Source organism: uncultured Streptococcus sp. (assembly GCF_963456385.1).
Lineage (GTDB): Bacteria > Bacillota > Bacilli > Lactobacillales > Streptococcaceae > Streptococcus.
In genome coordinates, this window is sequence record NZ_CAUOLF010000004.1 from 39,522 (window position 1) to 66,169 (window position 26,648).

At 44.7% G+C, this 26,648-nt stretch carries 31 protein-coding genes; 28 read left to right on the forward strand and 3 right to left on the reverse strand.

Translation table 11 applies throughout. The features are described 5' to 3' along the window. The first annotated feature begins 159 nt into the window (after nucleotides 1-159). The 12 genes from folP to RP262_RS02560 all read left to right on the forward strand — a co-directional run bounded on the left by folP (nucleotide 160) and on the right by RP262_RS02560 (nucleotide 8,931). Nucleotides 160-1,113: a dihydropteroate synthase gene (folP, locus tag RP262_RS02505; protein ID WP_311154188.1), complete on the forward strand. Its 954-nt coding sequence runs from the start codon at nucleotides 160-162 to the stop codon at nucleotides 1,111-1,113. A gap of 1 nt (nucleotide 1,114) precedes the next feature. Beyond that, nucleotides 1,115-2,509 (forward strand): folylpolyglutamate synthase/dihydrofolate synthase family protein, encoded by a 1,395-nt coding sequence (locus RP262_RS02510; RefSeq protein ID WP_311154189.1) that lies wholly within the window; start codon nucleotides 1,115-1,117, stop codon nucleotides 2,507-2,509. After that, nucleotides 2,490-3,044, forward strand: a complete 555-nt coding sequence (folE, locus tag RP262_RS02515) for a GTP cyclohydrolase I FolE (RefSeq protein WP_002896758.1) — start codon at nucleotides 2,490-2,492, stop codon at nucleotides 3,042-3,044. The genes RP262_RS02510 and folE overlap by 20 nt, the downstream gene beginning before the upstream one ends. 87 nt (nucleotides 3,045-3,131) lie before the next feature. Further along, nucleotides 3,132-3,944 (forward strand): 2-amino-4-hydroxy-6-hydroxymethyldihydropteridine diphosphokinase, encoded by an 813-nt coding sequence (folK, locus tag RP262_RS02520; protein WP_311154190.1) that lies wholly within the window; start codon nucleotides 3,132-3,134, stop codon nucleotides 3,942-3,944. A gap of 94 nt (nucleotides 3,945-4,038) precedes the next feature. Next, nucleotides 4,039-4,746 carry an ABC transporter ATP-binding protein gene (locus RP262_RS02525; RefSeq protein ID WP_084945598.1) on the forward strand — a complete coding sequence of 236 codons (708 nt, stop codon included), beginning with the start codon at nucleotides 4,039-4,041 and terminating at the stop codon, nucleotides 4,744-4,746. Nucleotide 4,747: 1 nt separating this feature from the next. Then, nucleotides 4,748-5,536: a lantibiotic ABC transporter permease gene (locus RP262_RS02530; protein WP_311154191.1), complete on the forward strand. Its 789-nt coding sequence runs from the start codon at nucleotides 4,748-4,750 to the stop codon at nucleotides 5,534-5,536. Beyond that, the gene (locus RP262_RS02535) at nucleotides 5,536-6,258 is read left to right on the forward strand and encodes a lantibiotic ABC transporter permease (protein WP_311154192.1); all 723 of its coding nucleotides are present in this window, start codon (nucleotides 5,536-5,538) and stop codon (nucleotides 6,256-6,258) included. The genes RP262_RS02530 and RP262_RS02535 overlap by 1 nt, the downstream gene beginning before the upstream one ends. 12 nt (nucleotides 6,259-6,270) lie before the next feature. Then, nucleotides 6,271-6,969, forward strand: a complete 699-nt coding sequence (locus RP262_RS02540) for a response regulator transcription factor (protein WP_311154193.1) — start codon at nucleotides 6,271-6,273, stop codon at nucleotides 6,967-6,969. Next, complete coding sequence (locus tag RP262_RS02545; RefSeq protein ID WP_311154194.1) at nucleotides 6,936-7,973, forward strand: HAMP domain-containing sensor histidine kinase; 1,038 nt, start codon at nucleotides 6,936-6,938, stop codon at nucleotides 7,971-7,973. Before RP262_RS02540 ends, RP262_RS02545 begins: the two co-directional genes overlap by 34 nt. 149 nt (nucleotides 7,974-8,122) lie before the next feature. Next, complete coding sequence (locus RP262_RS02550) at nucleotides 8,123-8,326, forward strand: helix-turn-helix transcriptional regulator (RefSeq protein ID WP_311154195.1); 204 nt, start codon at nucleotides 8,123-8,125, stop codon at nucleotides 8,324-8,326. Continuing rightward, entirely contained in the window at nucleotides 8,323-8,487 is a 165-nt protein-coding gene (locus RP262_RS02555) for a hypothetical protein (RefSeq protein WP_124765806.1), read from the forward strand. The genes RP262_RS02550 and RP262_RS02555 overlap by 4 nt, the downstream gene beginning before the upstream one ends. A gap of 9 nt (nucleotides 8,488-8,496) precedes the next feature. After that, on the forward strand, nucleotides 8,497-8,931 hold the full coding sequence (locus RP262_RS02560; RefSeq protein ID WP_311154196.1) for a hypothetical protein: 435 nt from the start codon (nucleotides 8,497-8,499) through the stop codon (nucleotides 8,929-8,931). Nucleotides 8,932-8,987: 56 nt separating this feature from the next. Here RP262_RS02560 and RP262_RS02565 read toward each other — a convergent pair whose 3' ends face one another. Next, on the reverse strand, nucleotides 8,988-10,472 hold the full coding sequence (locus RP262_RS02565; RefSeq protein ID WP_311154197.1) for a DUF1846 domain-containing protein: 1,485 nt from the start codon (nucleotides 10,470-10,472) through the stop codon (nucleotides 8,988-8,990). A gap of 119 nt (nucleotides 10,473-10,591) precedes the next feature. Continuing rightward, a complete protein-coding gene (gene pepA, locus RP262_RS02570; RefSeq protein WP_311154198.1) occupies nucleotides 10,592-11,656 on the reverse strand; it encodes a glutamyl aminopeptidase in 1,065 nt (354 codons plus the stop codon). A gap of 170 nt (nucleotides 11,657-11,826) precedes the next feature. Here pepA and RP262_RS02575 point away from each other — a divergent pair, with 170 nt between their 5' ends. From RP262_RS02575 to ytpR, 3 genes are read left to right on the forward strand one after another with little or no spacing between them, the layout of a single operon-like run. Then, entirely contained in the window at nucleotides 11,827-12,114 is a 288-nt protein-coding gene (locus tag RP262_RS02575; protein ID WP_032910658.1) for a DUF4651 domain-containing protein, read from the forward strand. Next, nucleotides 12,111-12,446: a thioredoxin family protein gene (locus tag RP262_RS02580; protein ID WP_002901680.1), complete on the forward strand. Its 336-nt coding sequence runs from the start codon at nucleotides 12,111-12,113 to the stop codon at nucleotides 12,444-12,446. Before RP262_RS02575 ends, RP262_RS02580 begins: the two co-directional genes overlap by 4 nt. Next, on the forward strand, nucleotides 12,443-13,069 hold the full coding sequence (gene ytpR / locus RP262_RS02585) for a YtpR family tRNA-binding protein (RefSeq protein ID WP_002901679.1): 627 nt from the start codon (nucleotides 12,443-12,445) through the stop codon (nucleotides 13,067-13,069). Before RP262_RS02580 ends, ytpR begins: the two co-directional genes overlap by 4 nt. A gap of 82 nt (nucleotides 13,070-13,151) precedes the next feature. On the opposite strand, the gene RP262_RS02590 is transcribed toward ytpR, so the two are convergent. Continuing rightward, a complete protein-coding gene (locus tag RP262_RS02590) occupies nucleotides 13,152-13,739 on the reverse strand; it encodes a hypothetical protein (protein WP_311154199.1) in 588 nt (195 codons plus the stop codon). A 128-nt stretch (nucleotides 13,740-13,867) separates the two neighbouring features. Here RP262_RS02590 and RP262_RS02595 point away from each other — a divergent pair, with 128 nt between their 5' ends. From RP262_RS02595 to RP262_RS02655, 13 genes are all read left to right on the forward strand, one after another. Beyond that, on the forward strand, nucleotides 13,868-14,263 hold the full coding sequence (locus tag RP262_RS02595; protein WP_002896737.1) for a single-stranded DNA-binding protein: 396 nt from the start codon (nucleotides 13,868-13,870) through the stop codon (nucleotides 14,261-14,263). A gap of 280 nt (nucleotides 14,264-14,543) precedes the next feature. Then, nucleotides 14,544-15,530 (forward strand): substrate-binding domain-containing protein, encoded by a 987-nt coding sequence (locus RP262_RS02600; protein WP_311154200.1) that lies wholly within the window; start codon nucleotides 14,544-14,546, stop codon nucleotides 15,528-15,530. Continuing rightward, nucleotides 15,530-16,843 (forward strand): sensor histidine kinase, encoded by a 1,314-nt coding sequence (locus RP262_RS02605; RefSeq protein WP_311154201.1) that lies wholly within the window; start codon nucleotides 15,530-15,532, stop codon nucleotides 16,841-16,843. Before RP262_RS02600 ends, RP262_RS02605 begins: the two co-directional genes overlap by 1 nt. Further along, nucleotides 16,836-17,519, forward strand: a complete 684-nt coding sequence (locus tag RP262_RS02610) for a response regulator transcription factor (RefSeq protein WP_311154202.1) — start codon at nucleotides 16,836-16,838, stop codon at nucleotides 17,517-17,519. The genes RP262_RS02605 and RP262_RS02610 overlap by 8 nt, the downstream gene beginning before the upstream one ends. Then, entirely contained in the window at nucleotides 17,516-18,799 is a 1,284-nt protein-coding gene (locus RP262_RS02615; RefSeq protein ID WP_311154203.1) for a sugar ABC transporter substrate-binding protein, read from the forward strand. Before RP262_RS02610 ends, RP262_RS02615 begins: the two co-directional genes overlap by 4 nt. 220 nt (nucleotides 18,800-19,019) lie before the next feature. After that, entirely contained in the window at nucleotides 19,020-19,457 is a 438-nt protein-coding gene (locus RP262_RS02620) for a PTS sugar transporter subunit IIA (protein ID WP_002896730.1), read from the forward strand. A 43-nt stretch (nucleotides 19,458-19,500) separates the two neighbouring features. Further along, nucleotides 19,501-19,995: a PTS sugar transporter subunit IIB gene (locus RP262_RS02625; RefSeq protein ID WP_002896729.1), complete on the forward strand. Its 495-nt coding sequence runs from the start codon at nucleotides 19,501-19,503 to the stop codon at nucleotides 19,993-19,995. 27 nt (nucleotides 19,996-20,022) lie between these two features. Next, nucleotides 20,023-20,880, forward strand: a complete 858-nt coding sequence (locus RP262_RS02630; RefSeq protein ID WP_002927051.1) for a PTS sugar transporter subunit IIC — start codon at nucleotides 20,023-20,025, stop codon at nucleotides 20,878-20,880. Nucleotide 20,881: 1 nt separating this feature from the next. Next, nucleotides 20,882-21,712, forward strand: a complete 831-nt coding sequence (locus RP262_RS02635) for a PTS system mannose/fructose/sorbose family transporter subunit IID (protein WP_002923061.1) — start codon at nucleotides 20,882-20,884, stop codon at nucleotides 21,710-21,712. 12 nt (nucleotides 21,713-21,724) lie between these two features. Further along, entirely contained in the window at nucleotides 21,725-22,015 is a 291-nt protein-coding gene (locus tag RP262_RS02640) for a hypothetical protein (protein ID WP_002901670.1), read from the forward strand. Nucleotides 22,016-22,225: 210 nt separating this feature from the next. Further along, nucleotides 22,226-22,507: a co-chaperone GroES gene (groES, locus tag RP262_RS02645; RefSeq protein WP_311154204.1), complete on the forward strand. Its 282-nt coding sequence runs from the start codon at nucleotides 22,226-22,228 to the stop codon at nucleotides 22,505-22,507. A 23-nt stretch (nucleotides 22,508-22,530) separates the two neighbouring features. Continuing rightward, the gene (gene groL, locus RP262_RS02650) at nucleotides 22,531-24,153 is read left to right on the forward strand and encodes a chaperonin GroEL (protein ID WP_002928978.1); all 1,623 of its coding nucleotides are present in this window, start codon (nucleotides 22,531-22,533) and stop codon (nucleotides 24,151-24,153) included. Nucleotides 24,154-24,619: 466 nt separating this feature from the next. After that, nucleotides 24,620-26,464 carry a Cna B-type domain-containing protein gene (locus RP262_RS02655; RefSeq protein WP_311154205.1) on the forward strand — a complete coding sequence of 615 codons (1,845 nt, stop codon included), beginning with the start codon at nucleotides 24,620-24,622 and terminating at the stop codon, nucleotides 26,462-26,464. The last annotated feature ends 184 nt before the right edge of the window (nucleotides 26,465-26,648 follow it).

Here is a 26,648-nt window from a genome sequence, read left to right on the forward strand (position 1 = left end):
ATGGTAAATGAAACAAGGGACTAGATAAGGTCTTCTTGTGAAGTCGAGTGCAGTTCATAGGACTGGATGCTGCATCTGCTGAGAGCTTTGCGGTACACTAGATGAGTGTGCCTTTTTTGTTGAAGAGCAGGGCAGTCAATAGAAATGAGATGAAAATCAATGGTGAATCTAAAAGCAATTGCTCCAGATGGCCGAACGGGCCTCTGTGGCATTATCAATGCGACGCCGGATTCTTTTTCAGATGGTGGGCGCTACAATACGGTTAAGACGGCATTGGCTCAGGCCAGAAAGCTGATTGCTGAGGGAGCTCACATGCTGGATATTGGCGGTGAGTCTACTCGGCCAGGCAGTCATTTTGTGGCTATTCAAGAAGAGATAGAGCGGGTGGTGCCAGTCATTGAAGCTATTCGTCGGGAAAGTGATATTGTGATTTCTGTGGACACTTGGAAGTCGGAAGTGGCTGCAGCGGCTTTGGCTGCGGGTGCAGATATCATCAACGATATTACCGGTCTTTTGGGTGATGAAAAGATGGCAGAGACTGCTGCGAAATATGGCGCGCCAGTCATTGTCATGTTTAATCCGGTGATGGCTCGTCCTCAACATGCTAGTTCAAGGATTTTCCCAGAATTTGGCTTTGCCCCTGCTTTTAGTAAGGAAGAATTGTCTCTTTTTGCAGAGCTGCCGATTGCAGAACTAATGTGGAAGTGTTTTGAGAAATCTTTGAAGGTGGCGGAACATGCCGGCCTTTCTCGTGATAATATCATGCTGGATCCAGGGATTGGTTTCGGTTTGACAAAGCGGGAGAATCTTCTCATTTTGCAGGAGCTGGATAGTCTCCATCAGGCTGGTTTTCCTATTTTTCTTGGGGTTTCTCGTAAGCGGTTTCTCGTTAGTATCTTAGAAGAAAACGACTTTGAGGTCAATCCTGAGACTCAGGAAGGCTTCGAAAACCGTGATACAGCTTCAGCCCATCTGACTACCCTTGCGGCTAGCAGAGGCGTTGAAGTTGTCAGAGTGCACGAAGTGGCTAAGCACCGGATGGCTGCTGCCGTTGGCGATGCGATTCGCCTAGCACAGCAGACAGAAGATCTCAATCTAGGTCAGTACAAGTAAGATGAAAAAACAAGAATTACCTGATTTAAGCTGGCTGGAAGCCTATCGGACAGCCAGTCCCAATTTTGGCTTGGAGCGGATGGAGCGTTTGCTGGAGCTGCGGGGGAATCCGCATTTGCAGCTACCAGTCATTCATATTGCAGGGACTAATGGCAAGGGTTCAACCATTGCCCATCTGCGCCAACTTTTGGAGGTGCGATACCTGCGTGTTGGCACCTTCACCTCTCCCTACCTAGTCAACTACAATGAGCAGATTGCCATTAATGGCAATGCGATTTCCGACCAAGACCTTCAGCGATTGCTTTCTAATTACCAAGAGCTTTTGGCCCAGCATGCGACAGATTCTAGCTTGCAGGGGATAACTGAGTTTGAGATTGTAACTGCTCTGGCTTATGATTATTTTGTCCAGCAGCAGGTGGACGTGGCTATTATCGAGGTCGGCATGGGTGGGCTTTTGGACAGTACCAATGTCTGTCAGCCCTTGCTGACTGCTATCACGACAGTCGGTCTGGATCATGTGGCCTTGCTGGGTGACAGTCTGGAGGCTATTGCCCAGCAAAAAGCAGGCATTATCAAGCCTGGAGTTCCCCTTGTGACCGGTAGGTTGGAGCTGGAGGCTCTGGCAGTAGTCGAGCAGAAGGCTGCTGAAAAAGATGCTCCGCTCTTTTCTTGGTCTCAAGACTATCAAGTGGAACATCAAGAGTCGGAGAAGGGGGAGTGCTTTTCCTTTTCGAATGCCTATCGGGCCAAAGACTCGTATCAAACAGCTCTGATGGGACTGCATCAGGCGGACAATGCTGGATTGGCTCTGCACTTGTGTGACCTATACTGTCAGTTGCAGTCGCTGCCCTTGTTGACAAAAGAAGAGGTTGAGGGGGCCTTGCTTGCTGCGGTATGGCCAGGGCGTTTGGAAAGAATATCGGATCAGCCGCTCATCCTTCTGGATGGAGCCCACAATCCCCACGCCTTGCGGTCACTAGTTGCGACACTGGATCAGCATTATCCGACGTATAGAAAGCACATTTTATTTGCTTGTATCCAAACCAAAGCCTTGGATGATATGGTGGAGCTGCTGCAAAAGATTCCCAAAGCAACTATAAGCTTGACAGCCTTTGCTGATCCGCGGAGTTTTTCTAAAGAGAGCATGCAAGCCTTGGCTAAGCAGCAAGGACTGTCTTACAAAGAATGGCCGGATTATTTAGCAGATTATTTAGCAGTAGAGCATGAGTCAGATGAGCTTTTGCTGATTACGGGATCTCTTTATTTTCTGGCTCAGGTTAGAAAGTCAATCCTTGAGAATCGCAAGTTAGACTTTGCTGAGCGTCCTTCTCAGTCAAGTCAGTTATCAAAAAATAAAAATGAACATAGGAGCATATATGGACACGAAGAAAATTGAAGCAGCTGTTGCCCAGATTATTGAGGCGGTTGGAGAAGACGGAAGCCGAGAAGGCTTGCAGGAGACGCCACAGCGCATTGCTAAAATGTACCAGGAAATCTTTGCTGGGTTGGGTGAGACTGCAGAGGAGCATCTGGCCAAGTCTTTTGAAATCATTGACAATAATATGGTAGTGGAGAAGGATATTTTCTTTCATTCCATGTGTGAGCACCACTTCCTGCCATTTTACGGGAAGGTTCACATCGCCTATGTGCCTAATGGTCGGGTAGCAGGCCTGTCCAAGCTGGCTCGTACGGTTGAAGTATATGCCAAGAAACCGCAGATTCAAGAGCGATTGACCGTAGAGATTGCTGAAGCCTTGATGGACTATCTGGGTGCTCAAGGGGCCTTAGTCTGGGTGGAAGCTGAGCATATGTGTATGAATATGCGCGGAGTCAGAAAGCCTGGCACTGCAACGGTTACAACAGCGGCGCGTGGCGTTTTAGCGACAGACAAGGATTTGAAAAATGAAGCTTACAAGCTGATGGGACATTGAGCTTATCAGAGGTGGAGCGTGTCGGGAAAGGCTAGATAGTTTTATCAAGGATGCAATGCAGAAACTTGAATCAGAAAGGATAAGGGAATGGATCAGCTACGCATAAAGGATTTGGAAGTGTATGCCTATCACGGTCTGTTTGGAGCAGAGAAGGAATTAGGCCAGCGTTTTGTGCTGGATCTGATTTTGGACTATGATATGACTGGGGCTGCCAAAACAGGCGACCTGACGGCTTCTATCCACTATGGAGAATTGGCTCAAGATTTGACCCGCTGGTGTCAGGAAAGCAAGGAAGACTTGATTGAGACGCTGGCTTACAAGATGATTGATCGGATTTTTCTGACTCACCCTTTGGTGCAGAAGGTCAGCTTGGAGGTCAAGAAGCCTTGGGCACCGGTGCCGCTGCCTTTAGAGACCTGCTCAGTCAAGCTAGTTCGTCAAAAGCGGAAAGCCTTTATCGCTCTGGGCAGCAATCAAGGCAGTCCAGCTGCCAATCTGGATGCTGCTTTGGAAAAAATGGCAGAGCAAAATATAAGAATTTTGCAGGAATCAAGCCGTATTGAGACAGAGCCTTGGGGTGGCGTTGAGCAGAATCGGTTCCTCAATCAAGTTGTTGAAGTTGAGACTTGGCTCAATCCTGAGGAGTTAATGCAGACGCTCTTGGCCATCGAAGCTGATTTAGGGCGCGTGCGGGAGATTAAATGGGGACCTCGTGTGATTGATCTGGATATTCTTTACATAGGACAAGAAGAGTTATACAGTCCAGACTTGATAGTTCCTCATCCTTATGTGGCTGAGCGAGCTTTTGTCTTGCAATCTCTGGTGGAAATCGCCCCACACTTTGTCGATCCCGTGCAGAAAAAAAGCACCCGCCAGCTCTGGGATGCGGTTGAAAAATGAGAAAAGAAGCTTGTCGTAAGGCAAGTTTTTTTATTGTCTGAACTTTCTCTGAACTTGTCCTTGTATACTAAAGAAAAATCAAAAGGAGTTCAATATGGAACATATGGTGAAAATAGAAGGAGTCTGCAAAAAGCATGGCAGCAAGCAGATTTTAGAAGATATTTCTTTTACAGCTAGAAGCGGTCGGATTACAGCTTTTCTGGGTCCAAATGGTGCAGGGAAAAGTTCGACCTTGAGGATTCTCTTGGGGTTAGATCGGGCGACAGCAGGGACGGCGACTTTTGATGGGCAAACCTATCAGTCAATGACCTATCCGCTCAGAACGGTAGGTGCAGCCTTTGACGGCATTGGCGGTCTGCCAAATCGAAAGGTCTATGACCACTTGAGAATTATTGCGGCGAGTAATGCTATTCCCAAGTCTCGGATCGATGAGGTTTTGGAGATGACTGGAATCGCTCATAAGAGGAAGGACCTCTTGTCAAGCCTGTCTCTGGGGGAAGGTCAGCGCTTAGGTTTGGCTGCAGCTTTGCTGGGTGATCCTCAGTTTCTTATATTAGATGAGCCGACCAATGGCCTGGATCCAAGTGGGATTAAGTGGTTTAGAAAGTTCATCCGTCAGCAGGCTGATTTAGGGAAAACGGTACTTCTATCTTCTCATATCCTATCAGAGGTGCAAATGGTGACAGATGATGTAGTCTTGATTCATCATGGGCGAATTATTGAGCAGGGACGATTAGAAGAGGTGCTGCAAGATTCAGACAGTCTAGAAGATCTCTTCTTTGATTTGACAGAGGAGGTTTAAGATGAAAGAAACGATGTCCTTATTGCATTCAGAATGGTTGAAAATTTGCTCAACCAAGGCTTTCAAAGTGAGTATGGCCTTCATGCTGCTATTGGTGCCTGCCGTATCCTGGCTGGAGGGTCGACAGTATTTATCTGTCGGCTTGGATGCCACGCCTGAGACGGTTCCCGGCCTGGCAGAAGCCATTGACCCGCTGGAATATCTAGGCCTCAATGGGGCTTCTATGGCAGGCATGGTTTTGGTCATCTTAGCTGGAATTTTGGGAGCTATGGAATTTCAGTCTCATAGCTTGAGAACCAGTCTTTTGACCTGTAATAACCGCCTGAAGTTGCTTGTGGGGAAACTCATGACCTTTGCTTGCTTTTCTCTTGCCAGTAGCTTTTTATCAATCTACTTTAGTTATATGGTCATGCACCTGGCTTTAGGAAAGGAAGGGCTTGATCCAATTCTGCTCAATCAGGCAGCTTGGAGTTTGATTTTGTGGAAAACCTTATCTCTAACCCTATTAGGAATCCTTTCATTTTTGTTAGGTTTATTGGCTCGGACCATGCTAGTTCCTCTGCTTTTTCTCGTGCCACAGATCTATAATCTAGGAAACTACCTGGCAGCTCACACGAGTTGGGGAGCTTATCTGCCACAACCAGCAGGAGAGTTGTTTGCTGCAACGCCAACTTCCCAATATGTCAATAATCCCTTGCAAGGGCTGTTGATACTAGGCACATGGTTGCTGGTCATTGGCGGCATGACCTCTCTGCGCTTTTTGAAGACGGATTTAGGAGGGCGATACTGATGATAAAAGCTCTACTTAAAAGTGAATGGATTAAGTTCCGTTCTTACTATCTCGCTCTTGGTGCAGCCTTGGTGGCTCTGGTAGCTGTTCCATTTTTTCTAATGAATCTTGACTACAGTCAGACAGCAGTTGGTCAGATGAAGGCTCTGAGCGAGGTTTTGCACGCCCTCTATCTGGCGCAGCCTGTCATCGTCATCTTTACTTCCCTCTATTTTGCCCAGGAGTTTGTCAAGTCTGGGATGCGAACGAATTTTCTAACCGTATCAAATAGAAAGGCTTGGTTGGCTGGGAAATTCCTTTTTCTGGCCGTTCTGCTCTTGGTTCTCTACAGTGTCATGATAGGCAACTGTTTCCTTGTTATGCTGGCTCGTTTTGACCTAGACTTTAGCTGGTCCTTACTGGGGAAATTCCTTTATTACAGCTCTTTTGGTCTTCTCAGCAATCTTTTTCTGGCTTTTTTAACTGCCGGCCTCGCTTTGCTCTTTCAATCTTGGGTTGTGCCGGTGTCGGTGCTTTTTCCTCTCTTGATTGGTCTCAGCCGTTTATTGGCAACGTTCATCAAGGAAGCAAAATACCTGCCCGATCTGGCTACGCTAAATCTTTTTGAGTATGAAGGGCTTCAGCATTCAATAGATCTATCAGGGCTGGGAATACAGCTGTTATGGTTAGCTTTGGTTTGGAGCTCTGCTATATTCTTAACCTTGAAACGAGATGTTCGCTAGAGGTATGCTATAATGGAATTCATGAGACAGTATCGTATTTTGGTGGTTGATGACGACCGGAGCATTTTGAAGCTGGTGAAAAACGTCCTAGAGCTCGACGCTTATGATGTGACGACGCTTGATCGGATAGAAGAGCTAGAGCTGACGCATTTTGTCGGATATGACTTGATTTTGCTGGATGTGATGATGGAGCCTGTTAATGGTTTTGAGCTGTGTTCCTACATTCGTCCTCATCTTTCGTGTCCCATCATCTTTCTGACGGCTAAGGAATTGGAGGCGGACAAGGTGGAAGGGCTCTTTCGCGGAGCAGATGACTATATTGTCAAGCCTTTTGGAACCAAAGAATTGCTGGCGCGTGTCAGAGCTCATCTTCGGCGGGAGGAAAGACGTGAGGAGCGCTATTCTGAAATTGCTTCTTGTCAATTTTATCCAGAGCGCTATGAAGTTGCCTGTTTTGGTAAAGTCTTGAAATTTTCAGAGCGAGAGTTTAAGTTACTGCATTTACTAGCTAGCAATCCCAAGCAGACCTTTTCAGCTGAACGCCTGCATACCTTGCTTTACCCAGAAAGCTCAGAAACACAGCTTCGCTCCATCTCAGAATACGTGTATCAGATTCGTCAAAAATGCAAACAAGAAGGGCTGCAAGCAATCGCAACAGTGAGAGGAGTAGGCTATAGATGGCAATTAGAACCCGAAATTTCAAAAGCCTAGTCTGGACAACCAGTTTAAAAATCGTCTTTTTTCATGTTTTGATTTTTGTGCTTATAGGCTATGAATTTACGCAAGGAAGTGATCACGTTCTTTTCACCTTATTCTTTTGGGCAGGGAGCTTGCTGCTGATTACTTTTTATCATATTTTGAAATTGCTCCGAAAAATCGACAGGGAAATAAAAATGCTAAAGAGCGAGAAGCTTTTAGAAGAAAATCAAAGCCAGCTTTTTCGGATCGAGGAAATGCTAGAAGTCTATAGCGATTTACGGAGCAGCCACCAAGAAAATGCTCGTGTTCTAGAAAGAGAGCAGCAGCATAATCAGGAGTTGATTTTACAGCTATCAGCGACATCGCACGATTTGAAGACGCCCCTAACTGTGATTAAAGGGAATGCTGAGCTCTTGGAATTGGCGCAGTTGGGCCAGCCACAGGCAGACTATGCTGCTGAGATTTTGCAGGCCAGTCACAAGATGGAAGAGTATTGTGGCTCTTTGATTGATTACGCTAAGACTTTTCAGATTGATTCTAATCAGTTCAGTCAGCTTTCCTTAGGGGACTTTTTGGCTTATCTCCAGGACGATTGGGCACTGTTCAGCAAACAGGAAAGCTATCGTTTTTATCTCCAAGAAGATTGTGAGCCTGGTCTGATTTTGTCGATTCATTTGGACTATCTCAAACGAGCTTTGCTCAATATTTTATTGAATGCGCTTGAACATGCTGACCAAGACCAAAAGGAAGTCAAGCTAACGGTATCAGTGCAGCAGGACCAGTTGGTTTTTGCTATCTGGAACAATGGCCCTGCATTTTCAGAGGAGATGCTGCTGGGAGCGGAACAGCTCTTTTACCAGAGTGACCAAAGCCGCAATTCAGCTAATCCCCATCATGGTATCGGCTTAGCCTTTTCTAAGCAGGTAGCTCTCTTGCACAGTGGTCGTCTGACCCTGCTCAATCCAGACCAAGGAGGAGCCTGTGTCGAGTTGACTGTGGCTTTAAAAAGCAAATAACAAAGGAAATCAATAAAGATGATGAAAGGACTGCAATGTTTAAATTTTCAGTCCTTTTTTTGCCGCTTTCTTCTTGACAAAAGATGTAAAGGCAGCTATACTATATTTGAAAAGTAAAGTTTGTTTTACATCGTAAAAAGGAGGCAGCCTTGGAAAATCGAATTCAAGAATTACGAAAAAGAAAAAAGCTCAGCCAGGAGGAGCTGGCTGAGAAGCTAGAGGTCACGAGACAAACGATTATTTCTTTGGAAAAGGGCCGCTACAATGCCTCGCTGTTTTTGGCTCATAGAATTGCATCCTTTTTCAATTTAAGGATTGAAGAAGTGTTTCTCTTTGAGGAGGATGAATCATGAAATGGACTTATTTGTGTAAATGGATATTGGCTATTTTGGTCGTTGTTGGCTTGTCTTATCTCCATTTGCAAGCCAATTTTATCCCTAAGGAAATCCTGCCTTTTGTGGGAATGTTCCTGATTGTGGTGATATTGAAAATTTTTCAAGCGTATGAAAAATAGGAGGATGACATGGAAACATTAACTAAACAAGAATTTCGAAAAAAACTTCAAAGGAAAGTTATCGTGGGGCGAATCTTAACTTTTATCATCTTGCTAGGACTGGTCTGGAGTCACTTTCATTCTCTGGATGATCAGCAGGAAGGAGTCATGGTCGGCATCCTGCTGGGGCTTTCTTTGATGACCATTCGGTATAATCTTGCCCTAAGACAGGAAGAAAATTTTGAGAAGCTCTACATTCAGGTGACTGACGAGCGCAATCGCATGATTGACGAAAAGACTCGAACTCTGCTTTTTAATATCCTTTTGCTGCTGGCAGCATGTTTAAGCGTTTTGTCTATGGTTTTTCCAATCATCTTAAGTCTCAATCAGTTTCTGACCTTGACCATTATCCTGGTTTTGGGACTTTACTATCTCTTGCGTTTTCTCCTGTCCAAGCGTTATTAACAAAAAAAGCTGGCGTCGCCAGCTATCTCAACAAGCTTATAATAGAGCTTGTTTTTTTATTTTCTATAAAGTCTATCATACTGGTAAACGGGGTCCATGGTTACATGGATGCCTAGCTTACGCAGGACGTTTTTGTCTTCATCTGTCAGAGTGACAGTGGAGTGGGCTTCGCTGCCCTTGAGATTGCCGAGTTGCTGCATGGCATTTGCCGCATCTTGATTTTCCATGGCTGTGATTGCCAGAGCCATCAAGATTTCGTTTGAGTGGAGGCGAGGATTGCGGCTGCCCAGATGATTGATTTTCAGGCCTTGGATTGGTTTGACATACTCAGGCTCAATCAGCTTAGTCTCTTTGGCAATATTGGCTAATTTCTTAATTGCATTAATCAATACAGCTGCCGTAGGACCAAAAAGCTCAGAAGTCTTACCGGTTACGATTTCACCATTTGGCAATTCCAAGGCCAGAGCTGGCTCACCAGTGCTTTCAGCCTTGGCACGCGCAGCAACTGTTACCTTGCGGTCCAGCGGTGTGATACCCAAGTCATTCATCAAGAGTTCGATTTTCTTGACAGCAGATTCAGAAACGCGCTCCGCCTTGAAGTCCAGAATGGTCTGGTAGTAGCGACGGATGATTTCCTGTTGAGATGCTTCAATGGCAGCCTCATTGTCCACAATAGCAAAGCCGACCATGTTGACGCCCATATCCGTTGGGGATGCATAAGGTGATTTTCCAAGTATACGCTCCAGCATACGTTTGAGGACTGGGAAAATTTCAATATCACGGTTATAGTTGACTGTAGTCTTGCTATAGGTTTGCAGGTGGAAAGGATCAATCATGTTGACATCGTCCAGGTCTGCTGTCGCTGCCTCATAAGCTAAATTGACTGGATGGTGCAGGGGCAGATTCCAAACTGGGAAGGTTTCAAACTTGGCGTAGCCTGATTTGATGCCATTGGTTTGGTCGTGATACATATTGGATAGGCAAGTAGCCAATTTACCAGAACCAGGACCGGGTGCGGTCACTACGACTAGATTACGGCTGGTTTTGATGTAGTCGTTTTTCCCCATACCTTCAGGTGAGATGATATGGTCCATGTCAGTCGGGTAGCCCTTAATCGGGTAGTGGATGTAGGAGGCGATACCATTCTTTTCCAGCTGGCTGCGGAAGAGGTCCGCCGCCGGCTGACCGGAATACTGGGTGATGACCACTGAGCCTACATAAATATCCAACTCGTTAAAGGTATCGATTAGTCGCAGCACTTCCTGATCATAGGAAATGCCCAAATCACCACGCGCCTTAGAGTGCTCAATGTTGTTAGCATTGATAGCAATGACAATCTCTACTTGGTCCTTGAGCTCTTTGAGAAGTCTGATTTTATTGTCTGGCTCATAGCCTGGCAGGACGCGGGCAGCATGGAAGTCTTCCAGCATTTTACCGCCGAATTCCATGTAAAGTTTGCCCTCAAATTGATTAATGCGCTCCAAGATATGGTCGCGCTGCAAGTTTAAGTATTTCTCAGAATCAAAAGCAATTTTTTTCATGTATATTTTCACCTCTGCTAAGCATTATAACAAAATTTTCTTCAAATTGGAAAGTTGAAAGGGGAAGTATCAGACAAAAGAGATAGCAGCCCGAATGAAGAACGAGCTGCCTTTTGAGATTAATAGTTGGTAATCGTGTCCACCGTTGAGCGATCCAGCTTTTTGACCAGAGCTTGCAGGAAAGCTTGGGCTTGCAGGAAATCATCCATGGCATAGAGAGTTTGGTGGGAATGGATGTAGCGGGCACAGACACCAATGGTGGTAGATGGTACGCCGCCGCTTTGGAGATGTGCAGCACCAGCATCCGTTCCGCCCTTGCCGCAGTAATATTGATACTTGATGCCTGCTTCCTCAGCAGTTGTCAAGAGGAAGTCTTTCATAGCTGGCAGCATGAGATGACCAGGATCAAAGAAGCGAATCAACGTTCCGTCTCCGATGGCTCCTTGACCACCATAGATGTCGCCCGCTGGGGAGCAATCTACAGCCAGAAAGACCTCAGGGGCAAATTTTGTCGTTGAAGCATGGGCACCACGCAGGCCAACCTCTTCTTGAACATTGGCTCCGACATAGAGTTGGCTGTCTAGTGGTTGACCAGACAAGGCTTGAGTCAATTCGCTGACCATAAGGACGCCGTAGCGATTGTCCCATGCTTTGGAGATGATATTTTTACCGTTAGCTGTGAGAATGGCAGAGCTGTCTGGCACGATCGTGTCTCCTGGACGGATGCCATAGCTTTCAGCTTCTGCCTTATCCGCAAAGCCACCGTCAAAGACAATATCAGCAATCTGTGGCATAACTGGTCCGCCAGATCCGCGTGTCAGATGAGGAGGGACAGAGCCTGAGATAAGAGGGATTTCCCGACCTTCATGGGTAAAGAGTTTGAAGCGTTGGCTGCTAACGACCAGTGGGTTCCAGCCGCCGATTTCCACTACGCGGAAGGTTCCGTCAGCTTTAATTTCGCTGATCATAAAGCCAACCTCGTCCATGTGGGCCGCTACCAACACACGGGGAGCATTTTCAGCTTCTGTATGGCGTACCCCAAAGATACCGCCCAGACCGTCAGTGACGACTTCATTGACATGGGGAGTGATTTTATCCCGCAGGTAGTTGCGAACAGGTGCCTCGTGACCTGAAATAGCAGAAAGTTCTGTTACTTCCTTGATTTTTGAAAATAATGTTGTCATAAACTTACCTTCTTTCTGTCCCCTATTTTATCACTTTTTGCGGTAAATGAGTAGGTAAATCTTATAGCTTGCCTGAATCAACAGGACTGCCCATTCAAGAATCCAGCTTCTCCCAGGAAAATCTGGAATATTGTTTGTCGCCTCTGCTCTTTTGTGTTAAAATATTCTACATGAAAGCTAAAAAAATCATTTTAACCACAACCGCCCTTTTGGGTGCTGGAGCGCTGGCTTTTGGGGCAGCCAAAGTCGTACAGGAGCAGAAACGACTGCGTAATCGGGAGGAAATCGTCGAGCTTGTGCGAGATTTCTTTTCCAGTCAGGGTAGTATTTCCTGTCTCTATGTCAAGCTCTACGAGTCCACGGATGACCGCTTGGTTGGCGGTCTGGTCTTAGAGGATGACCGTCATTTTGCTTTTGTCTATGAAAATGGTCAGCTAAGCTACGAGGAAGAAGTATGATTGTTCCTATAAATATAGAGGAATTGGCTTCTTATGTCAATGATGGGGAGAAGACTGTCTTCTTTTTCACGGCTGACTGGTGCGGAGATTGCCGATTTATCAAACCTTTTCTGCCAGAGATAGAAGCGGAAAATCCTGACTATCGCTTTATCCAAGTGGACCGTGATGCCTATTTGGATCTGGCCAAAGAGTGGGACGTTTACGGGATTCCCAGCTTAGTAGTGTTGGAAAAGGGGCAGGAGATTGGCCGTCTGGTCAATCGTGACCGCAAGACCAAGGGTCAAATCAATGAATTTTTAGCTAGTATAAGAGAAAAAGGGAGCGTAAAATGATTTTTACCTATAATAAAGAATATGTCGGTGACGTGCTGATGATTATTGCTGCGGACAATCAAGGAGCTAAACTGGCGGCTGAGCGCAAGGGACGGGTAGCGCGTGTTTACCGTGAAGACAATGACCAGACTGTAGCTTGGAATATTTTTGAGCAGTCTGACCTTTTTGAAATTGCAGAGCGCGGACAGGTCTTTTTGACAGATGAGCAAGTGGCCATTCTCAATCAGGAGTTGAGCAAGGCAGGCTTCCCAGCGGACTTGGTTAATGACAGCCAACCGAAGTTTGTGGTTGGAGAAATCGTTGATATGGTAGCTCATCCAGATAGTGACCACCTGAATATCTGCCAAGTGCAGGTAGCTGCTGATAAGACTGTTCAAATCGTGGCCGGTGCTCCTAATGCCAAAGTCGGCCTCAAAACGATTGTGGCTCTGCCGGGTGCCATGATGCCTAAAGGGAATTTGATTTTCCCGGGTGAACTTCGAGGCGAAAAGAGTTTTGGGATGATGTGCAGCCCACGGGAACTTCAGTTACCTAATGCGCCTCAAAAACGCGGCATCATTGAATTAGCCGATAGCGAACTAGTTGGAACTGCCTTTGACCCAGCCAAACATTGGCAGGGATAAGGGTGAGGATTTAACACCATAAAAAGCTCAGAATTTCTGAGCTTTTTTGTTGGAAACTTATGGCTAATGCCCCCACATTGTCTCAAAAGAAGACGCTGTCGCTATTGCTTTGCGAGTTGGTTGATGATTGAGGAGTGGCTGTGGGAATCTGGCTCGGAGTGTTGTATTTGTATTGGTAGATAAGGCTGTTTAGGCTGTAGTCTTCCAATGCTTTGAGGCGCTTTCTCTTGAAAACAATGCCGATGAGTTGGCTATCAGGATAGGCATAAATCTTGTGGCGGGGATGGTTAAAGGCAGCAAAGTCATGGAAACTGTCCTCCATCCAAAGACCAATCTCGGATTCTTCACTGTCTCGGCTGTAGCGAGCATGACTAATCTGCTGCATAGGAATGCAGTAGGTGGCTGCTGATAAGAGTCCGCTATAGTGGTAGGTCACATAGTCGTGGTCAAAGGATAGGATAGTCGCATGAATGGTTAGTCTGCGAATAGCAAAGATAAGGGGCAGTAAGAAGAAAGCAGCAACCAGCAGACTAAGGACAAAGAAACTAGTGTCTTTGTAGGGGTTGGAGCTAGTCAGGTAGTCTACGGCAGCTAAGGCAGAAAAACCTCCGAACCACAGAGAAATCAGGATAAAAAGAATATTTTTCACAGGGGAATGTTTAATGGTCATCGGAGCCTCCGTTGTACAAGTCTAGTAGGAAAGGGACAGAAGCTGCAACTTTCCTTTTTGTCTATACTATACCACATTTTTTTCACTTTTTGCCTCCTATTACGAATGATAAGTTAGGAGGATATAAAATGTATAATAAAGTAATTGTAATCGGCCGGCTGACGGCTACACCTGAACTGCACAAGACTGCGAATGAAAAATCTGTGGCTCGTGCAACGGTCGCGGTTAATCGCCGTTATAAATCTCAGAGCGGTGAGCGTGAGGCGGATTTTGTAAATGTGGTTGTCTGGGGTCGTCTAGCTGAGACTTTAGCCAGCTATGCAAGTAAGGGCAGCTTGATTTCTCTGGATGGTGAGCTACGGACTCGTCGCTATGAGAAGGAGGGGGCGACTCATTATGTGACAGAAGTGCTCTGTCATAGCTTCCAGCTCCTGGAAAGTCGGGCCCAGCGCGCTCTGCGTGAAAATAATAGCGGAGCTGATTTGGCAGATTTAGTATTGGAAGAAGAGGAACTTCCCTTTTAAGCAAGAAGCAAAGAGTGGGAAATGACCCAGCTCTAAAAAATCATCATTCAGTTTTGCAGGATGCAAGCTCTGTTTGACTGAAAGTCTCTTTCTATTAAGCTTTTTGAGGTTTAGTTATGATTGCTGAGGTGGGATCAAGAATCAAAAATCATGGATTTTTTAGATTCTGTCTCGCCTCTTTTATTATAGCCATTTCTGGAAAGATTTTGCTTTTTGCCGGCTTTGTAATATAATAATCTTATATGTTTCATAAAGGCGCTTACGGCATAGGGGGTGAAAAATGGTATCAGCTAAGGTCAAAAAACGGATACAGCATTATCAGAAAAAGGCTCTCTGGCCGCTTTTCATTCTGCTTATCTTGAGTTTGCTTTTTGTTTATTTCAAGGGCGTTCTGCCAGATGAGAAGCAGGTCAAGATCGGGGTGACCTACATGACCATGAACAATGACTTTTACAAGACCTTAAATGCGGAGCTGGAGAAGAAAACCAACCAGCAGGGCAGCAAGCTCTACGTTCGGGATCCTGAGCTGGATGAGGGCAAGCAGAGCCAGCAGATTGACTTTTTTATCCGAGAAAAGGTTGATGTCATTGTCATCAATCCGGTGAAAAGCAATAGTCCAAGTATTATTTCCTCTCTTCAAAAGGCCAAGAAAGCTGGTATTAAAATCATCGTAGTGGATGCGCCTATCAGTCAGGATGTAAAAGTGGATACGACCATTGTGTCTGATAACTATCAAGCAGGCGTCCTGATTGCCCAGGACATGATGAAGCGTCTGCCTTCTGCCAATATTCTTCTTCTGGAGCACCGCAATGCCGTCTCTGCCATGGACCGGATTCAGGGATTTATTGATACGATTAAAAAACAGCCTAGCTACAAGATTGTTTCCCAGAAAGAAACACTAGGCCAGACTGAGGAAACCATGCCACAGGTCAAAGGGGCTCTAGATGAGGGTTTGGACTTTAATGTGGTTATGGCGCTTAATGACCGGGCAGCCATCGGGGCCTTGGCTGCTATTAAAAATCAAGGTCTTGATAAGAAAATCTCAATCTATGGCGTGGATGGTTCACCAGATATCAAAAACTTTCTGGCTACGACTAGCGATATAGAGGGAACCGTGGCTCAATCACCCATTCAGATGGGACGCAAGGTGGCACAGGTAATTGAGCTGATGCAGGAGGGGAAATCCTACGACAGCCAATACCTGATTCCCGTTCACTTAGTCAACAGAGATAATATCAGTCAATACACAGTTACAGGGTGGCAATAATGAGACCTCAAAAAAGTATATTTTACAGCAAAATAGCCTTGATGGTCATCAATCTGGTTGCCATTGTCTATAATGCGTCCATCTATCTCTTTGCGACCAACTATGTAGCAGCTAAGGGCTTCAGTCACTCGCTTTTGGAGCGTTTGGATGCTATTCCGGGATCTCCTAGCTTGATTTTCTGGGTATCAATTAGTCTCTATGGCAGTCTGCTTTTGGTCATGTACTATCGCGAGCGCCACCCCAATCAGCTGTCCGTCTATGACAAGGCGACCATTATTGAAATCTTGCTTATGCTGGTCATCTTTTCCGTCTTGCACTCGTCCTACAATGGCTTGATTCTCTTGGTGTTTGCGGATATTTTCTATGGCTCTAAGGAGTTCAATGCTTCTAAGGACAAGAAGTACTGGTTTTCTTTCATTATTTTGAGCTTTGGCATGCTGCTCTTGTCCAACTATGACCTCATGTCGCTCTTTATCAAGCTGCCTTCTCTAGATACCTATATTCGGTTTTACCCAGAGTCCGTCCGGCTGTTACTGCTTTTTGGTAAGAATTTCCTCTATTCTTTAAATATCGTCGTTTTTATGATTTCCTTGCTATTCTATATCTTGTCGGCTATTACAGAGCGTCATCGGATTGAGGAAGAGCTGCGCATGGCTTCTCAGGCCAATCGCGAACTAAACTCTTATCTGGCCTTGTCCGAAAAAATAGCAGAAGACCGAGAACGGAAGCGGATTGCCAGAGAGATTCACGATACATTGGGCCATGCCCTGACGGGAATTTCCGCGGGTATTGATGCGGTCAAGGTCTTGGTTGATATTGATACCAATCGGGCTAAGGAGCAGCTCAATAATGTCTCAGTCGTCGTTCGAGATGGTATCCGTGATGTCCGCGGCTCGCTCAATAAGATGCGGCCGGGAGCTCTGGAAAATAACACTTTGAAGGAAGCTCTGATTAAGATTATCCGTGAGTATCAAGCCATCTCCAATTTGGAGATTCATCTCCGCTACGAATGGGATAATATTGACTTGGATATTGCCAAGGAAGACATTGTGTTCCGGGTGATTCAGGAGTCTATTACCAACTCTGTCCGCCATGGGCATGCCAAGACTATCTGGATTGAGCTGTTGGAGGAAGAGTCCTATGTAATGACCATTCAGGATGATGGTGTTGGCTTTGATGAACTCCACTATGGCTATGGCCTCAAGCAGATGCAGGAGCGCCTAATGATTATTGGCGGAAGCGTCCGCTTTGAAAATCGGGACGGTTTCTACACGCATATCGAAATCCCAAAAATAGGAGGAAGACATGATTAAGGTTTTAATAGCAGACGATCAGGCCTTGATTCGTGAGTCTCTGCAAATCATCCTGTCAGCCCACGCTGATATTGAGGTTGTCGGGACAGTTGGAGACGGCAAGGAAGTGCTGGAAAAGCTTCATCGGGTGCGCCCAGATGTGATTTTGATGGATATTCGCATGCCAGTCATGGACGGTGTTCTCTGTACTAAGGCTGTCAAGGAGCAGTATCCAGATGTTAAGATTATCATTCTGACGACCTTTGATGACGATGAATTTATCTTCTCCGCTCTCAAATACGGCGCGTCTGGTTACATTCTCAAAGGGGTTTCGACAGAAGAACTTCACGAAGCCATTCAGACAGTCTACCGAGGCGGAGCTATGATCAATCCTAATATTGCCACCAAGGTCTTCAAAATCTTTTCTCAGATGGCCCAGTCCAACTTTGCTATCACAGTGACGGAGGAAAATATAGAGGACATGAGCCAGACGGAGTGGAAGATTATCCAGCAGATTGGCTTTGGGATTTCGAATAAAGAAATTGCTGCCAAGCTCTTTCTATCAGAAGGGACAGTCCGAAATTACCTGTCAGGTATCCTAGCCAAGCTCAACTTGCGCGACCGAACCCAGCTGGCTATCTGGGCTGTGCAGACCGGAGTCACCCAGAGAGATTTTAGTAAGGAAAGTGACAAATGAAGTGGAGACTAAGACATTTGGCCCTGCTGGTTGTCCTGATCATATCTGTTGCTCTGGCTTTTGTCTTTTGGGCTTCAGCTCAGAAAAAAGTTCTTCGTATCGGGGTCTATGCTGGCTCTAGCTGGGATGTACCTAACAGCCGCGAAAACAAGGTCTTGGACAGCCTGATTAAAAAGTTTGAAAAGACGCATCCTCATGTCAAGGTCGTCTACGAAAGCGGTATTCCCAAGGATGATTATGCTGACTGGCTGGCAGAGCAAGTCTTGAAAGGCGAGCAGCCGGATCTCTTTATGGTACCGGAAAACGACTTTAGCATGTTGGCTTCGACTGGCGCGCTCAAATCCTTGGATACCCTCCTAACGGATGATGAACGAAAGGCTTTTTATCCAGTGGCTTATGAAGCTGGGCAATATCAGGGAGTCAGCTATGCTCTTCCAGTCGAGAGCAATCCTATCATGATGTGTGTCAATAAAGACCTGCTTGAAAAAGAAGGGATTAGCATTCCTGAGTCAGGTTGGACCCTGGCGGATTTCTATGAGATTTGCAAGAAAGTAACCAAGGATACCAATGGCGATGGTGTGGTGGATCAGTACGGTATTACGGATTACACTTGGCAGCAGGCTCTGGTAGCTTACGGCGGCCATCTTACCGATAAATCCGGTATCAATGTAGACAGCTCAGAGATGCACCAAGCCTTGGCCTTTATGAGCAAGCTAGACATGCTCAGCCAGCATTATAAGGTGACTTCTAATGATTTTGATGAGGGACGGGTGGCCTTCTATCCTATGAGTCTGGCCCAGTATCGGACCTACAAGCCTTACCCTTACCATGTTGCCAAGTATTCTAGCTTTTCTTGGACCTGTATCCCGATGCCAACAGCCAATAGCCAGGTGATGGGAACACAGGTCAAGACCTCGCTTTTTGCCATGTCTTCCAATAGTAAGCAAGAGAAGCTGGCTTGGGAATTTATGCTCTTGCTATCACAGGATAAAGAAAGCCAGCAGGCCTTGTTTGAAAAATCGCAGGGGACCTCAGTCTTACCATCTGTGGTGAAAAGTCAACAGGCTAGAGAAATCTTACAGGCCGATGATTTTGGCTTGGATTCCTTGACTTCTGAGAGGCTAGACCACATGATGAATCGCTCCATCATTGACATCAGTCTGGAAGTGGACCGTCATACGATGGACCGGATGGACTATCTGATTCAAAATGCTATGCAGAATCAAGAGATTGACAGTGCCTTGCCGAGCATTCAAAGAGAAATAGAAAGCGGAAAATAATCTGCTTTCTTTTTTATTGCTAATTAAGCCAGAAAAAAGCACAGCTGACTAGACCAATATGACAAATGTCATATTTTTCCTAACAAATGTCATCTGGGCAAAGTGACATTTGACAATATGAAACCGGTTCCATATTCTGTACAATAAAATCATCAATAAATCCTTCGTCATCTAAAGCCTGACTTGGCTAAGAAGTTGAAGGATAAAGGAGGCAGGAAAGATGAAATACCTTGTACTGGTCAGCCATGGGGGACTGGCTGCAGGCGTGCAGAGTTCCTTGAAGATGTTTGCCGGAGACAAGACGGATCAGGTGATTGCAGTCGGTCTTCAGGAGGGCAAGTCAGTTGATGATTTTGCAGTTGATTTTACTCAGGCCTTGGCTGGCTTAAGCGCTGATGACAGTGTCTTAGTTCTGGCTGATATTGTAGGAGGCAGTCCTCTGACGACAGCAGCTAGCGTCTTAGCTGACATGGGTAAGCTTGACTCAGCAGTTATCTTGGGCGGTTTGAACCTGACCATGGGACTGACTGGCTTGGTTATGAAAGACATCTTGGACGGAAAAGAGCTGGCTCAGGCTATCCTTTCCGAGGCTACAGCTGCTTTGCAGGAATTTGAAGTCGTAAGTGATGCAGCTGACGAAGATGAAGACGACATTTAGTACTTCCGCCATACATTCTAAAATATAAAAGGAGATTTTAAAGATGACAGTATCATTTGTACGGATTGACGACCGCATGATCCACGGTCAAACAGTCACTCGCTGGGCTAAGGAATACCCTTGTGATGGCCTGATTGCAGTTAATAATGCTGCGGCAGGAAACAAGGTTTTGATTCAGGCCTACAAGGGAGCTTCTGATAAGAAGACTTTTGTTTGGACCAAGGAAGCCTTCAAGGAAAAATCAGGCAAGGTCACAGAGTCAGACAGTCGCTATTTCCTCATTACGAAAAATCCTGTAGACATGAAAGAAATCCTAGTGGACCAAGGTTTTGTACCTGGGGATGTTAAGGAAATCATCGTCGGTCCTGCTAATGACCGTCCGGGAGCTGTTAAGCTGGGAAATAACCAGTCCATCACCCAGGAAGAGGCAGAAGCGATTGAGGCGATTGAAAAAGCAGGCTACAAAGTCAAATTCCAGCTCTTGCCAGATGTTTCCATCGGTTACTGGAGCGATTTCAAATCTAAATTTGGTTTTTAATTACAATAATGAAAAGGAGAGTCTATTATGACAATTTCTTGGCTGCAAGCCGCTTTACTGGGATTATTTGCATGTCTGTCATCTATGCCTGGTTTGGGTGGTACATCTATTGGTAACTATACATTAGGACGTCCCTTAGTTGGAGGTTTAATATCTGGTCTTATCTTAGGTGATATTAAACTCGGTATTGTTTGTGGAGTTGCTATGCAATTGGTTTACATCGCTTTGGTCACTCCTGGTGGTACTGTCTCTGCTGATGTGCGAGCTGTTTCTTACATCGGGATTCCACTTGCTATGGTTGCCATTAAGACACAAGGTTTAACTTTAGATTCTGCTGATGCAGCAAACCTTGCAAAATCAATGGGAACTCTGGTAGGAACAGTTGGTACAGTACTCTTCTATGGTACAGCAACTATGAATCTGCTTTGGCAGCATATTGGTTGGAAAGCAGTAGAAAAAAAGGATTTTAAAAAGCTATATGTAGTCGATTGGGGTTTCCCTTGGATTTCACACTTGGTTTTTTCATTCCTGCCTACACTCATCATGTGTAAACTAGGTGCTGAGGCTGTAACAACTTTGAAATCAGCTCTACCTTTGGATGGAATTCCTATGAAAACTCTCTTTACAGTTGGCTCACTGCTTCCATGTGTCGGAATCGCTATCCTTTTAAAACAAATTGTTGAAAAAGCTGTTGATTTCATTCCTTTCTTTGTCGGTTTTACATTGGCAGCTTCTCTGGGTCTGAATCTTGTTTCTTGTGCTGTTGTTTCTCTGATTTTCGCTGTTCTGTTTTATGAAATTCAAATGGCTAAAAATATAAGAGCGCAAGCTACTGCAGGACCAAATGCAGATTTTATTGAAGACGATGATGAGGAGGATATTTAAGATGGTGAAATTAACGAGAAAAACTTTAGGCAAATCTTTCCATCATTGGTACTATGGGAATCTAACCTGTTTTTCACAAGAACACATGCAGACCTTTGGTTATTTAGCTTCTATGTTGCCAGTGGTGGAGGAGCTTTATAAGGATAAAGAAGAGCAGGCAAAGGCTATGCAAACATATACTGCTTTCTTTAATACAGAACCTCAGCTGGGAGCTTTGATTGTTGGGATTACAGCTGGTCTTGAAGAAGCACGTGCCAATGGTGCTGATGGAGTTGATGATGAAACTATAAATGGACTGCGGGCTGGTCTTATGGGACCGGTTGCAGGTATTGGTGATTCCCTTATTGTTGGTACTTTGATTCCGATTATTCTAGGGATTGCCCTAGGACTCTCTAATGGCGGTTCACCTCTAGGTGCAATCTTCTACATTGTAGTATGGAATTTACTTGCCTATGCAGGTATGAAATTTGCCTATTTCAAAGGTTATGAATTAGGTGATAAGGCAGTTGAATTTTTGGTAGGTCCTCAAGGACAGGCTATCCGTAAATCAGTATCTATCGTTGGTGGTATGGTTATCGGAGCAGTTGCTGCTACTTGGGTTCCAGTAAAAACGGCTTTCCAATTGAAAGATTCATCTGGTAAAGCATTTTTGGTCATGCAAGATCAGTTAGATGGTGTCTACCCTGGTCTCTTGACAGCACTCTTTATCGTCTTCTGTTGGTGGCTGATGGCGAAGAAAAACTTTTCTCCAATCAAAGTTATGCTCATCCTAGTTGTAGTTGCTTTTGTTGGTGTATTAGTTGGTTTCTTCAACCCAGGATTGAAATATTAAAAGGAGAAGATCATGACAGAACAAGAATTGATTCAAGGCTATGAAACAGAAATTCACTACCAGAAGCATATGATTGAAAATCTAGGACGCTGGTTCAGTCTCTTCTTTGCCATTGCCAGCATCGGTCTTGTTCTGATTTATCTCTTTCATGAGACCAATCTCCTAGCACTGATTGCAGGAATCGTCCTAGCTTTACTTGGTATCTTAGCCATGCTTTTGTTTGGCTATGGCATCTATAGAGGACGCTTAAATCTGCAAAAAGTGATTGATGATTTTGAAGCAAAACTAAAACTTGCAAGATAGACATTTCTCCCCCTAAAGACAAGTCTGAGAGGATTTTAGCTCGGACTTGTTTTTTTCTTTGACTTTAGGAGGCAGTGAAGAAAAAATAAAATTTTTCTGTCATCTAGCCGGTTTTTTTCTTGACTATTTCTGACCAAGTGATAAAATAATAACTATAGATTAGCACTCAATAGTTTAGAGTGCTAAAAATTCAATCTTTGGAGGAAAACTATGTTAAAACCATTAGGAGACCGTGTGGTCTTAAAAGTAGAAGAAAAAGAGCAGAAAGTTGGCGGATTTGTCATTGCAAGCAACGGCCAAGCAGCGACTAAGACAGCTGAAGTTGTAGCAGTCGGACAAGGTATTCGTACTTTGAACGGTGAGCTGGTATCCCTGAGTGTCAAGGAAGGAGACAAGGTTCTCGTAGAAAATCACGCAGGCGTGGAAGTCAAGGACGGAGATGAAGCTTATCTCTTAGTCAGTGAAGCCAATATTCTAGCAGTTGTCGAGTAAGATTAGAAGAGAGGAATAATAAAATGGCAAAAGATATTAAATTTTCAGCAGATGCAAGAAGCAGTATGGTTCGTGGTGTTGACATCTTAGCAAATACTGTCAAGGTGACTTTGGGTCCTAAAGGCCGCAATGTCGTTTTGGAAAAATCCTTTGGCTCACCCCTTATCACCAATGACGGTGTAACCATTGCCAAGGAAATCGAACTAGAAGACCATTTTGAAAACATGGGCGCTAAGCTGGTGTCAGAAGTAGCTTCAAAAACCAACGATATCGCTGGTGACGGAACAACAACAGCAACTGTTTTGACTCAGGCTATCGTCCGTGAAGGGATTAAAAATGTTACAGCTGGTGCTAATCCAATCGGTATCCGCCGCGGGATTGAAGCAGCCGTTGCGACAGCTGTTGAAGCCCTGAAATCTAACTCAGTGCCAGTTTCCAACAAGGAAGCTATTGCTCAGGTTGCTGCCGTTTCTTCTCGCAGCGAGAAAGTCGGCGAGTACATCTCTGAAGCTATGGAAAAAGTTGGAAATGACGGCGTTATTACTATCGAAGAGTCCAAAGGGATGGAAACTGAGCTGGATGTAGTTGAGGGGATGCAGTTTGACCGCGGCTACTTGTCTCAGTATATGGTAACCGATAATGAAAAAATGGTAGCCGAACTGGACAATCCTTACATCCTGATTACTGACAAGAAAATTTCTAACATTCAAGAGATTCTGCCATTATTGGAAAATATCTTGAAGACCAACCGTCCGCTTTTGATTGTGGCGGATGATGTGGACGGAGAAGCTCTGCCAACTCTGGTTCTTAATAAGATTCGCGGAACCTTTAATGTCGTAGCTGTCAAGGCACCAGGCTTTGGTGATCGTCGTAAGGCTATGTTGGAAGACATCGCTATCTTGACAGGCGGTACAGTGATTACAGATGATCTTGGCTTAGAGCTCAAGGATGCTACGATTGAAGCGCTTGGACAAGCTTCTAAAGTCACGGTTGACAAAGACAGCACTGTGATTGTGGAAGGTTCTGGCAATCCTGAAGCCATTGCTAACCGTGTGGCAGTCATTAAGTCACAGATTGAAAGCAGCACTTCTGAGTTTGACCGTGAAAAACTGCAAGAACGTCTGGCTAAATTGTCCGGTGGTGTAGCTGTGATTAAGGTCGGAGCTGCCACAGAAACAGAACTCAAAGAAATGAAACTCCGCATTGAAGATGCCCTTAATGCAACTCGTGCAGCGGTAGAAGAAGGAATCGTTTCCGGTGGTGGTACGGCCTATATCAACGTACTGGACGCTGTCGCAGGTCTTGAGTTGGCAGGGGATGAAGCGACTGGTCGCAACATCGTTCTTCGCGCCTTGGAAGAGCCTGTTCGTCAAATCGCTCTGAATGCAGGCTTTGAAGGCTCAATCGTCATTGACCGTCTGAAAAACTCTGAAGCTGGTACAGGCTTCAATGCCGCGACTGGAGAATGGGTTAACATGATTGAGGCTGGAATCATTGACCCAGTTAAGGTGACCCGTTCAGCCTTGCAAAATGCCGCTTCTGTTGCCAGTCTTATCTTGACAACCGAAGCAGTGGTGGCTAATCAACCAGAACCAGCTAGCCCAGCTCCAGCTATGGATCCAGGCATGATGGGCGGAATGATGTAGAAAAATAACGGGATTATATACTCGTATAAATTAGATATAATCTTTGTCTTATATTTATCAATTAGAAAACTGAGCATATTTGTTCAGTTTTTTTATTGTGACTAGTTATGTAGCAAGCATTAATAATTATGCTTATCTTTAAAAACAAATTTATATATATGAATATTTATGGTCATATAATTCATATTTGTTCATTTATTATGCAGCCAAATATTACATTTTTGTTTCAAGAAAATACAAGGAGATAACGGAGGAAACTGTTTTCAATTCTTATATGACAAGGTTTTTGGAGAAATAAACTGGTTTACAACCTGTGTACCAAACCGGAACCGGTTAAGGTAATTAGTTGACTTATGGTCAATCGTATGCTAGTCTAATATATGTAGTAAATTGGAAATGTAAAGAAATCTTAATGTTTTTTACATGTTCAGTAAAAAGGAAAAAAGGAAAAATGGAGGGATTATTTATGAAAAAAATATCTCATACTATTGCGCGCTTTTTCTCAGTAGCCTTTGTGCTCCTCTTTAGCCTGTTTTCTAGCAGTCAATCTGCCAGAGCTAACACGGTAGATGATGTTATCACATCAATCAATGTCTACAATCAGAAGGGTGAAGAACTGACTGACGGCCTTTCCCCTTGGGAAAAATTTCAAATTGACGCAAACTTTGCCTTCAATTATGGTAAGGTTCAGCCGGGAGATACTACGACTATTGGACTTCCTGCTGAGTTTGCCTTGGAGGGAGCTGATTTTGAAGTCAAAGATGATGACGGAAATCTCGTAGCGACAGCTGTTGTTGATGCAAGCTCTAAGCAGCTTACACTGACTTATACAGACTATGTCCTGACTCGCTCTCATATTGAAGGGAAAGTTCATCTCTTGGCTCGCGTTGATCATACAGTAGCCAGAGATAAAGGCTCTATTCCTCTGAAACTTATCGTTGGCAAGAAGATTGTCGAATATGGAAAAATTGACTACAAAGGTCTTCCTGGCCAAGCAACTCCTTATACTTTCATAAAATACGGCTGGAATAATGCGGATAATATCAAGAGTATTACTTACAGCCTGAATATCAACCAACAAAATCAAGAACTGGATAATGTTGTTATTTCAGATACTCTGGGCTTTAATACCGGAGAAATTGATCTTAACAGCTTCCAAATTCTTAAAGGTTCATGGGTTGTTGACCCAGCTGATAACTCTTATCGACTAAGTCAGCAACGCGAGGATGTGACAGCAAATTATACGATTAATCTTGCTGCTGACAAGCGTTCCTTTACCATTAACATGGGGCATATCGGTGCCAATGAAGGCTTCTATGTTCGCTATCGTGTTAACTTCCCTACAGTTCCGGCTGATGGAACAGTCTTCCCGAACGAAGCAATTATGCGAGCAGATAATATTGAAGAGCAAAAATCATCAGTTGCTGTCCGCTACCAACGTGCGAACGGCTATGCACATGGGGATGTCTATGGTGTGCAGGTGACTAAGAAAGATGAAGCTGGTAAAGCCTTAGCAGGTGCTGAATTCACATTGTACGATGAAGATGGTGTGACAATTGTTCAAAAAGCAACCAGTGATGCTAACGGGATTGCTTCTTTCAGCAACTTGATTAAGGAGCATTATCTGATTAAGGAAACCAAGGCACCAGAAGGTTACCAACTGTCAGATGAAGAGATTCAGGTCAATGCGGCTCAGCTCAAAAATTATGGTTCTGGTATTATTTATAAAGACTTTACCAACCGTAAGGCATTGGTTACCGCTTCAGGTACCAAGACTTGGAATGATGACAACGATAAAGATGGCAAACGTCCAGACAAGATTACCGTTCGTCTCTATGCTAACGGTGTTGAAGTCGATCATAAAGAAGTTGGTCCGAATGATAAGGGTGAGTGGAAGTATGAGTTCACTGACTTGCCAGCGACTGGTGAAGATGGAAAAGATATTGTCTACTCAGTTACTGAAGACCGTGTTTATGGCTATACAGCTACTGTTGATGGTATGAACATTACCAATACACCAGTTCCAGGAGTTCCGCAACCGCCGAAACCTAGCTCGGACAATAGCTCTAAGAGCAGCTCTAGTTCAAGTAGCTCAAGCAGCAGTAGCACGACTTCTAGCTCAAGCAGCACTACAGGAAGCACTGTTGTGATCATCGAATCAGACGATGGTACTGGCGGAGGAAATGCCTCTAATGTTGGAACCAAGAAAGTTCTCCCTAAAGCGGGTGAGAATGCTAGCTGGATCATGATTGCTGCTGGAGTAGCTCTAGTAGGCTTGGTAGGCTTCATTGTCTTCCGTTCGAAGAAGTAACTTATTTCATCTCTGTTCCCTTAAGGGACAGAGATTTTTTATTCCAACTCCGAATTAGCAGTGGTCGCTTTTTAGAAAGAAGAATTAAGAATTAAGAATGTTTTTTACAATCAGTCACTATCTTGTATCCTTTTGTTAATCAAGACTGTGATGTTCCGTAATATAGTTGTTTTAAAATAAAAAG

Excerpts from the sequence above, each read along its gene's own strand:
- folP (WP_311154188.1), top strand. The coding sequence starts at position 160 with ATGGTGAATCTAAAAGCAATTGCTCCAGATGGCCGAACGGGCCTCTGT.
- RP262_RS02510 (WP_311154189.1), top strand. The coding sequence starts at position 1,115 with ATGAAAAAACAAGAATTACCTGATTTAAGCTGGCTGGAAGCCTATCGG.
- folE (WP_002896758.1), top strand. The coding sequence starts at position 2,490 with ATGGACACGAAGAAAATTGAAGCAGCTGTTGCCCAGATTATTGAGGCG.
- folK (WP_311154190.1), top strand. The coding sequence starts at position 3,132 with ATGGATCAGCTACGCATAAAGGATTTGGAAGTGTATGCCTATCACGGT.
- RP262_RS02525 (WP_084945598.1), top strand. The coding sequence starts at position 4,039 with ATGGAACATATGGTGAAAATAGAAGGAGTCTGCAAAAAGCATGGCAGC.
- RP262_RS02530 (WP_311154191.1), top strand. The coding sequence starts at position 4,748 with ATGAAAGAAACGATGTCCTTATTGCATTCAGAATGGTTGAAAATTTGC.
- RP262_RS02535 (WP_311154192.1), top strand. The coding sequence starts at position 5,536 with ATGATAAAAGCTCTACTTAAAAGTGAATGGATTAAGTTCCGTTCTTAC.
- RP262_RS02540 (WP_311154193.1), top strand. The coding sequence starts at position 6,271 with ATGGAATTCATGAGACAGTATCGTATTTTGGTGGTTGATGACGACCGG.
- RP262_RS02545 (WP_311154194.1), top strand. The coding sequence starts at position 6,936 with ATGGCAATTAGAACCCGAAATTTCAAAAGCCTAGTCTGGACAACCAGT.
- RP262_RS02555 (WP_124765806.1), top strand. The coding sequence starts at position 8,323 with ATGAAATGGACTTATTTGTGTAAATGGATATTGGCTATTTTGGTCGTT.
- RP262_RS02560 (WP_311154196.1), top strand. The coding sequence starts at position 8,497 with ATGGAAACATTAACTAAACAAGAATTTCGAAAAAAACTTCAAAGGAAA.
- RP262_RS02565 (WP_311154197.1), bottom strand. The coding sequence starts at position 10,472 with ATGAAAAAAATTGCTTTTGATTCTGAGAAATACTTAAACTTGCAGCGC.
- pepA (WP_311154198.1), bottom strand. The coding sequence starts at position 11,656 with ATGACAACATTATTTTCAAAAATCAAGGAAGTAACAGAACTTTCTGCT.
- RP262_RS02575 (WP_032910658.1), top strand. The coding sequence starts at position 11,827 with ATGAAAGCTAAAAAAATCATTTTAACCACAACCGCCCTTTTGGGTGCT.
- RP262_RS02580 (WP_002901680.1), top strand. The coding sequence starts at position 12,111 with ATGATTGTTCCTATAAATATAGAGGAATTGGCTTCTTATGTCAATGAT.
- ytpR (WP_002901679.1), top strand. The coding sequence starts at position 12,443 with ATGATTTTTACCTATAATAAAGAATATGTCGGTGACGTGCTGATGATT.
- RP262_RS02590 (WP_311154199.1), bottom strand. The coding sequence starts at position 13,739 with ATGACCATTAAACATTCCCCTGTGAAAAATATTCTTTTTATCCTGATT.
- RP262_RS02595 (WP_002896737.1), top strand. The coding sequence starts at position 13,868 with ATGTATAATAAAGTAATTGTAATCGGCCGGCTGACGGCTACACCTGAA.
- RP262_RS02600 (WP_311154200.1), top strand. The coding sequence starts at position 14,544 with ATGGTATCAGCTAAGGTCAAAAAACGGATACAGCATTATCAGAAAAAG.
- RP262_RS02605 (WP_311154201.1), top strand. The coding sequence starts at position 15,530 with ATGAGACCTCAAAAAAGTATATTTTACAGCAAAATAGCCTTGATGGTC.
- RP262_RS02610 (WP_311154202.1), top strand. The coding sequence starts at position 16,836 with ATGATTAAGGTTTTAATAGCAGACGATCAGGCCTTGATTCGTGAGTCT.
- RP262_RS02615 (WP_311154203.1), top strand. The coding sequence starts at position 17,516 with ATGAAGTGGAGACTAAGACATTTGGCCCTGCTGGTTGTCCTGATCATA.
- RP262_RS02620 (WP_002896730.1), top strand. The coding sequence starts at position 19,020 with ATGAAATACCTTGTACTGGTCAGCCATGGGGGACTGGCTGCAGGCGTG.
- RP262_RS02625 (WP_002896729.1), top strand. The coding sequence starts at position 19,501 with ATGACAGTATCATTTGTACGGATTGACGACCGCATGATCCACGGTCAA.
- RP262_RS02630 (WP_002927051.1), top strand. The coding sequence starts at position 20,023 with ATGACAATTTCTTGGCTGCAAGCCGCTTTACTGGGATTATTTGCATGT.
- RP262_RS02635 (WP_002923061.1), top strand. The coding sequence starts at position 20,882 with ATGGTGAAATTAACGAGAAAAACTTTAGGCAAATCTTTCCATCATTGG.
- RP262_RS02640 (WP_002901670.1), top strand. The coding sequence starts at position 21,725 with ATGACAGAACAAGAATTGATTCAAGGCTATGAAACAGAAATTCACTAC.
- groES (WP_311154204.1), top strand. The coding sequence starts at position 22,226 with ATGTTAAAACCATTAGGAGACCGTGTGGTCTTAAAAGTAGAAGAAAAA.
- groL (WP_002928978.1), top strand. The coding sequence starts at position 22,531 with ATGGCAAAAGATATTAAATTTTCAGCAGATGCAAGAAGCAGTATGGTT.
- RP262_RS02655 (WP_311154205.1), top strand. The coding sequence starts at position 24,620 with ATGAAAAAAATATCTCATACTATTGCGCGCTTTTTCTCAGTAGCCTTT.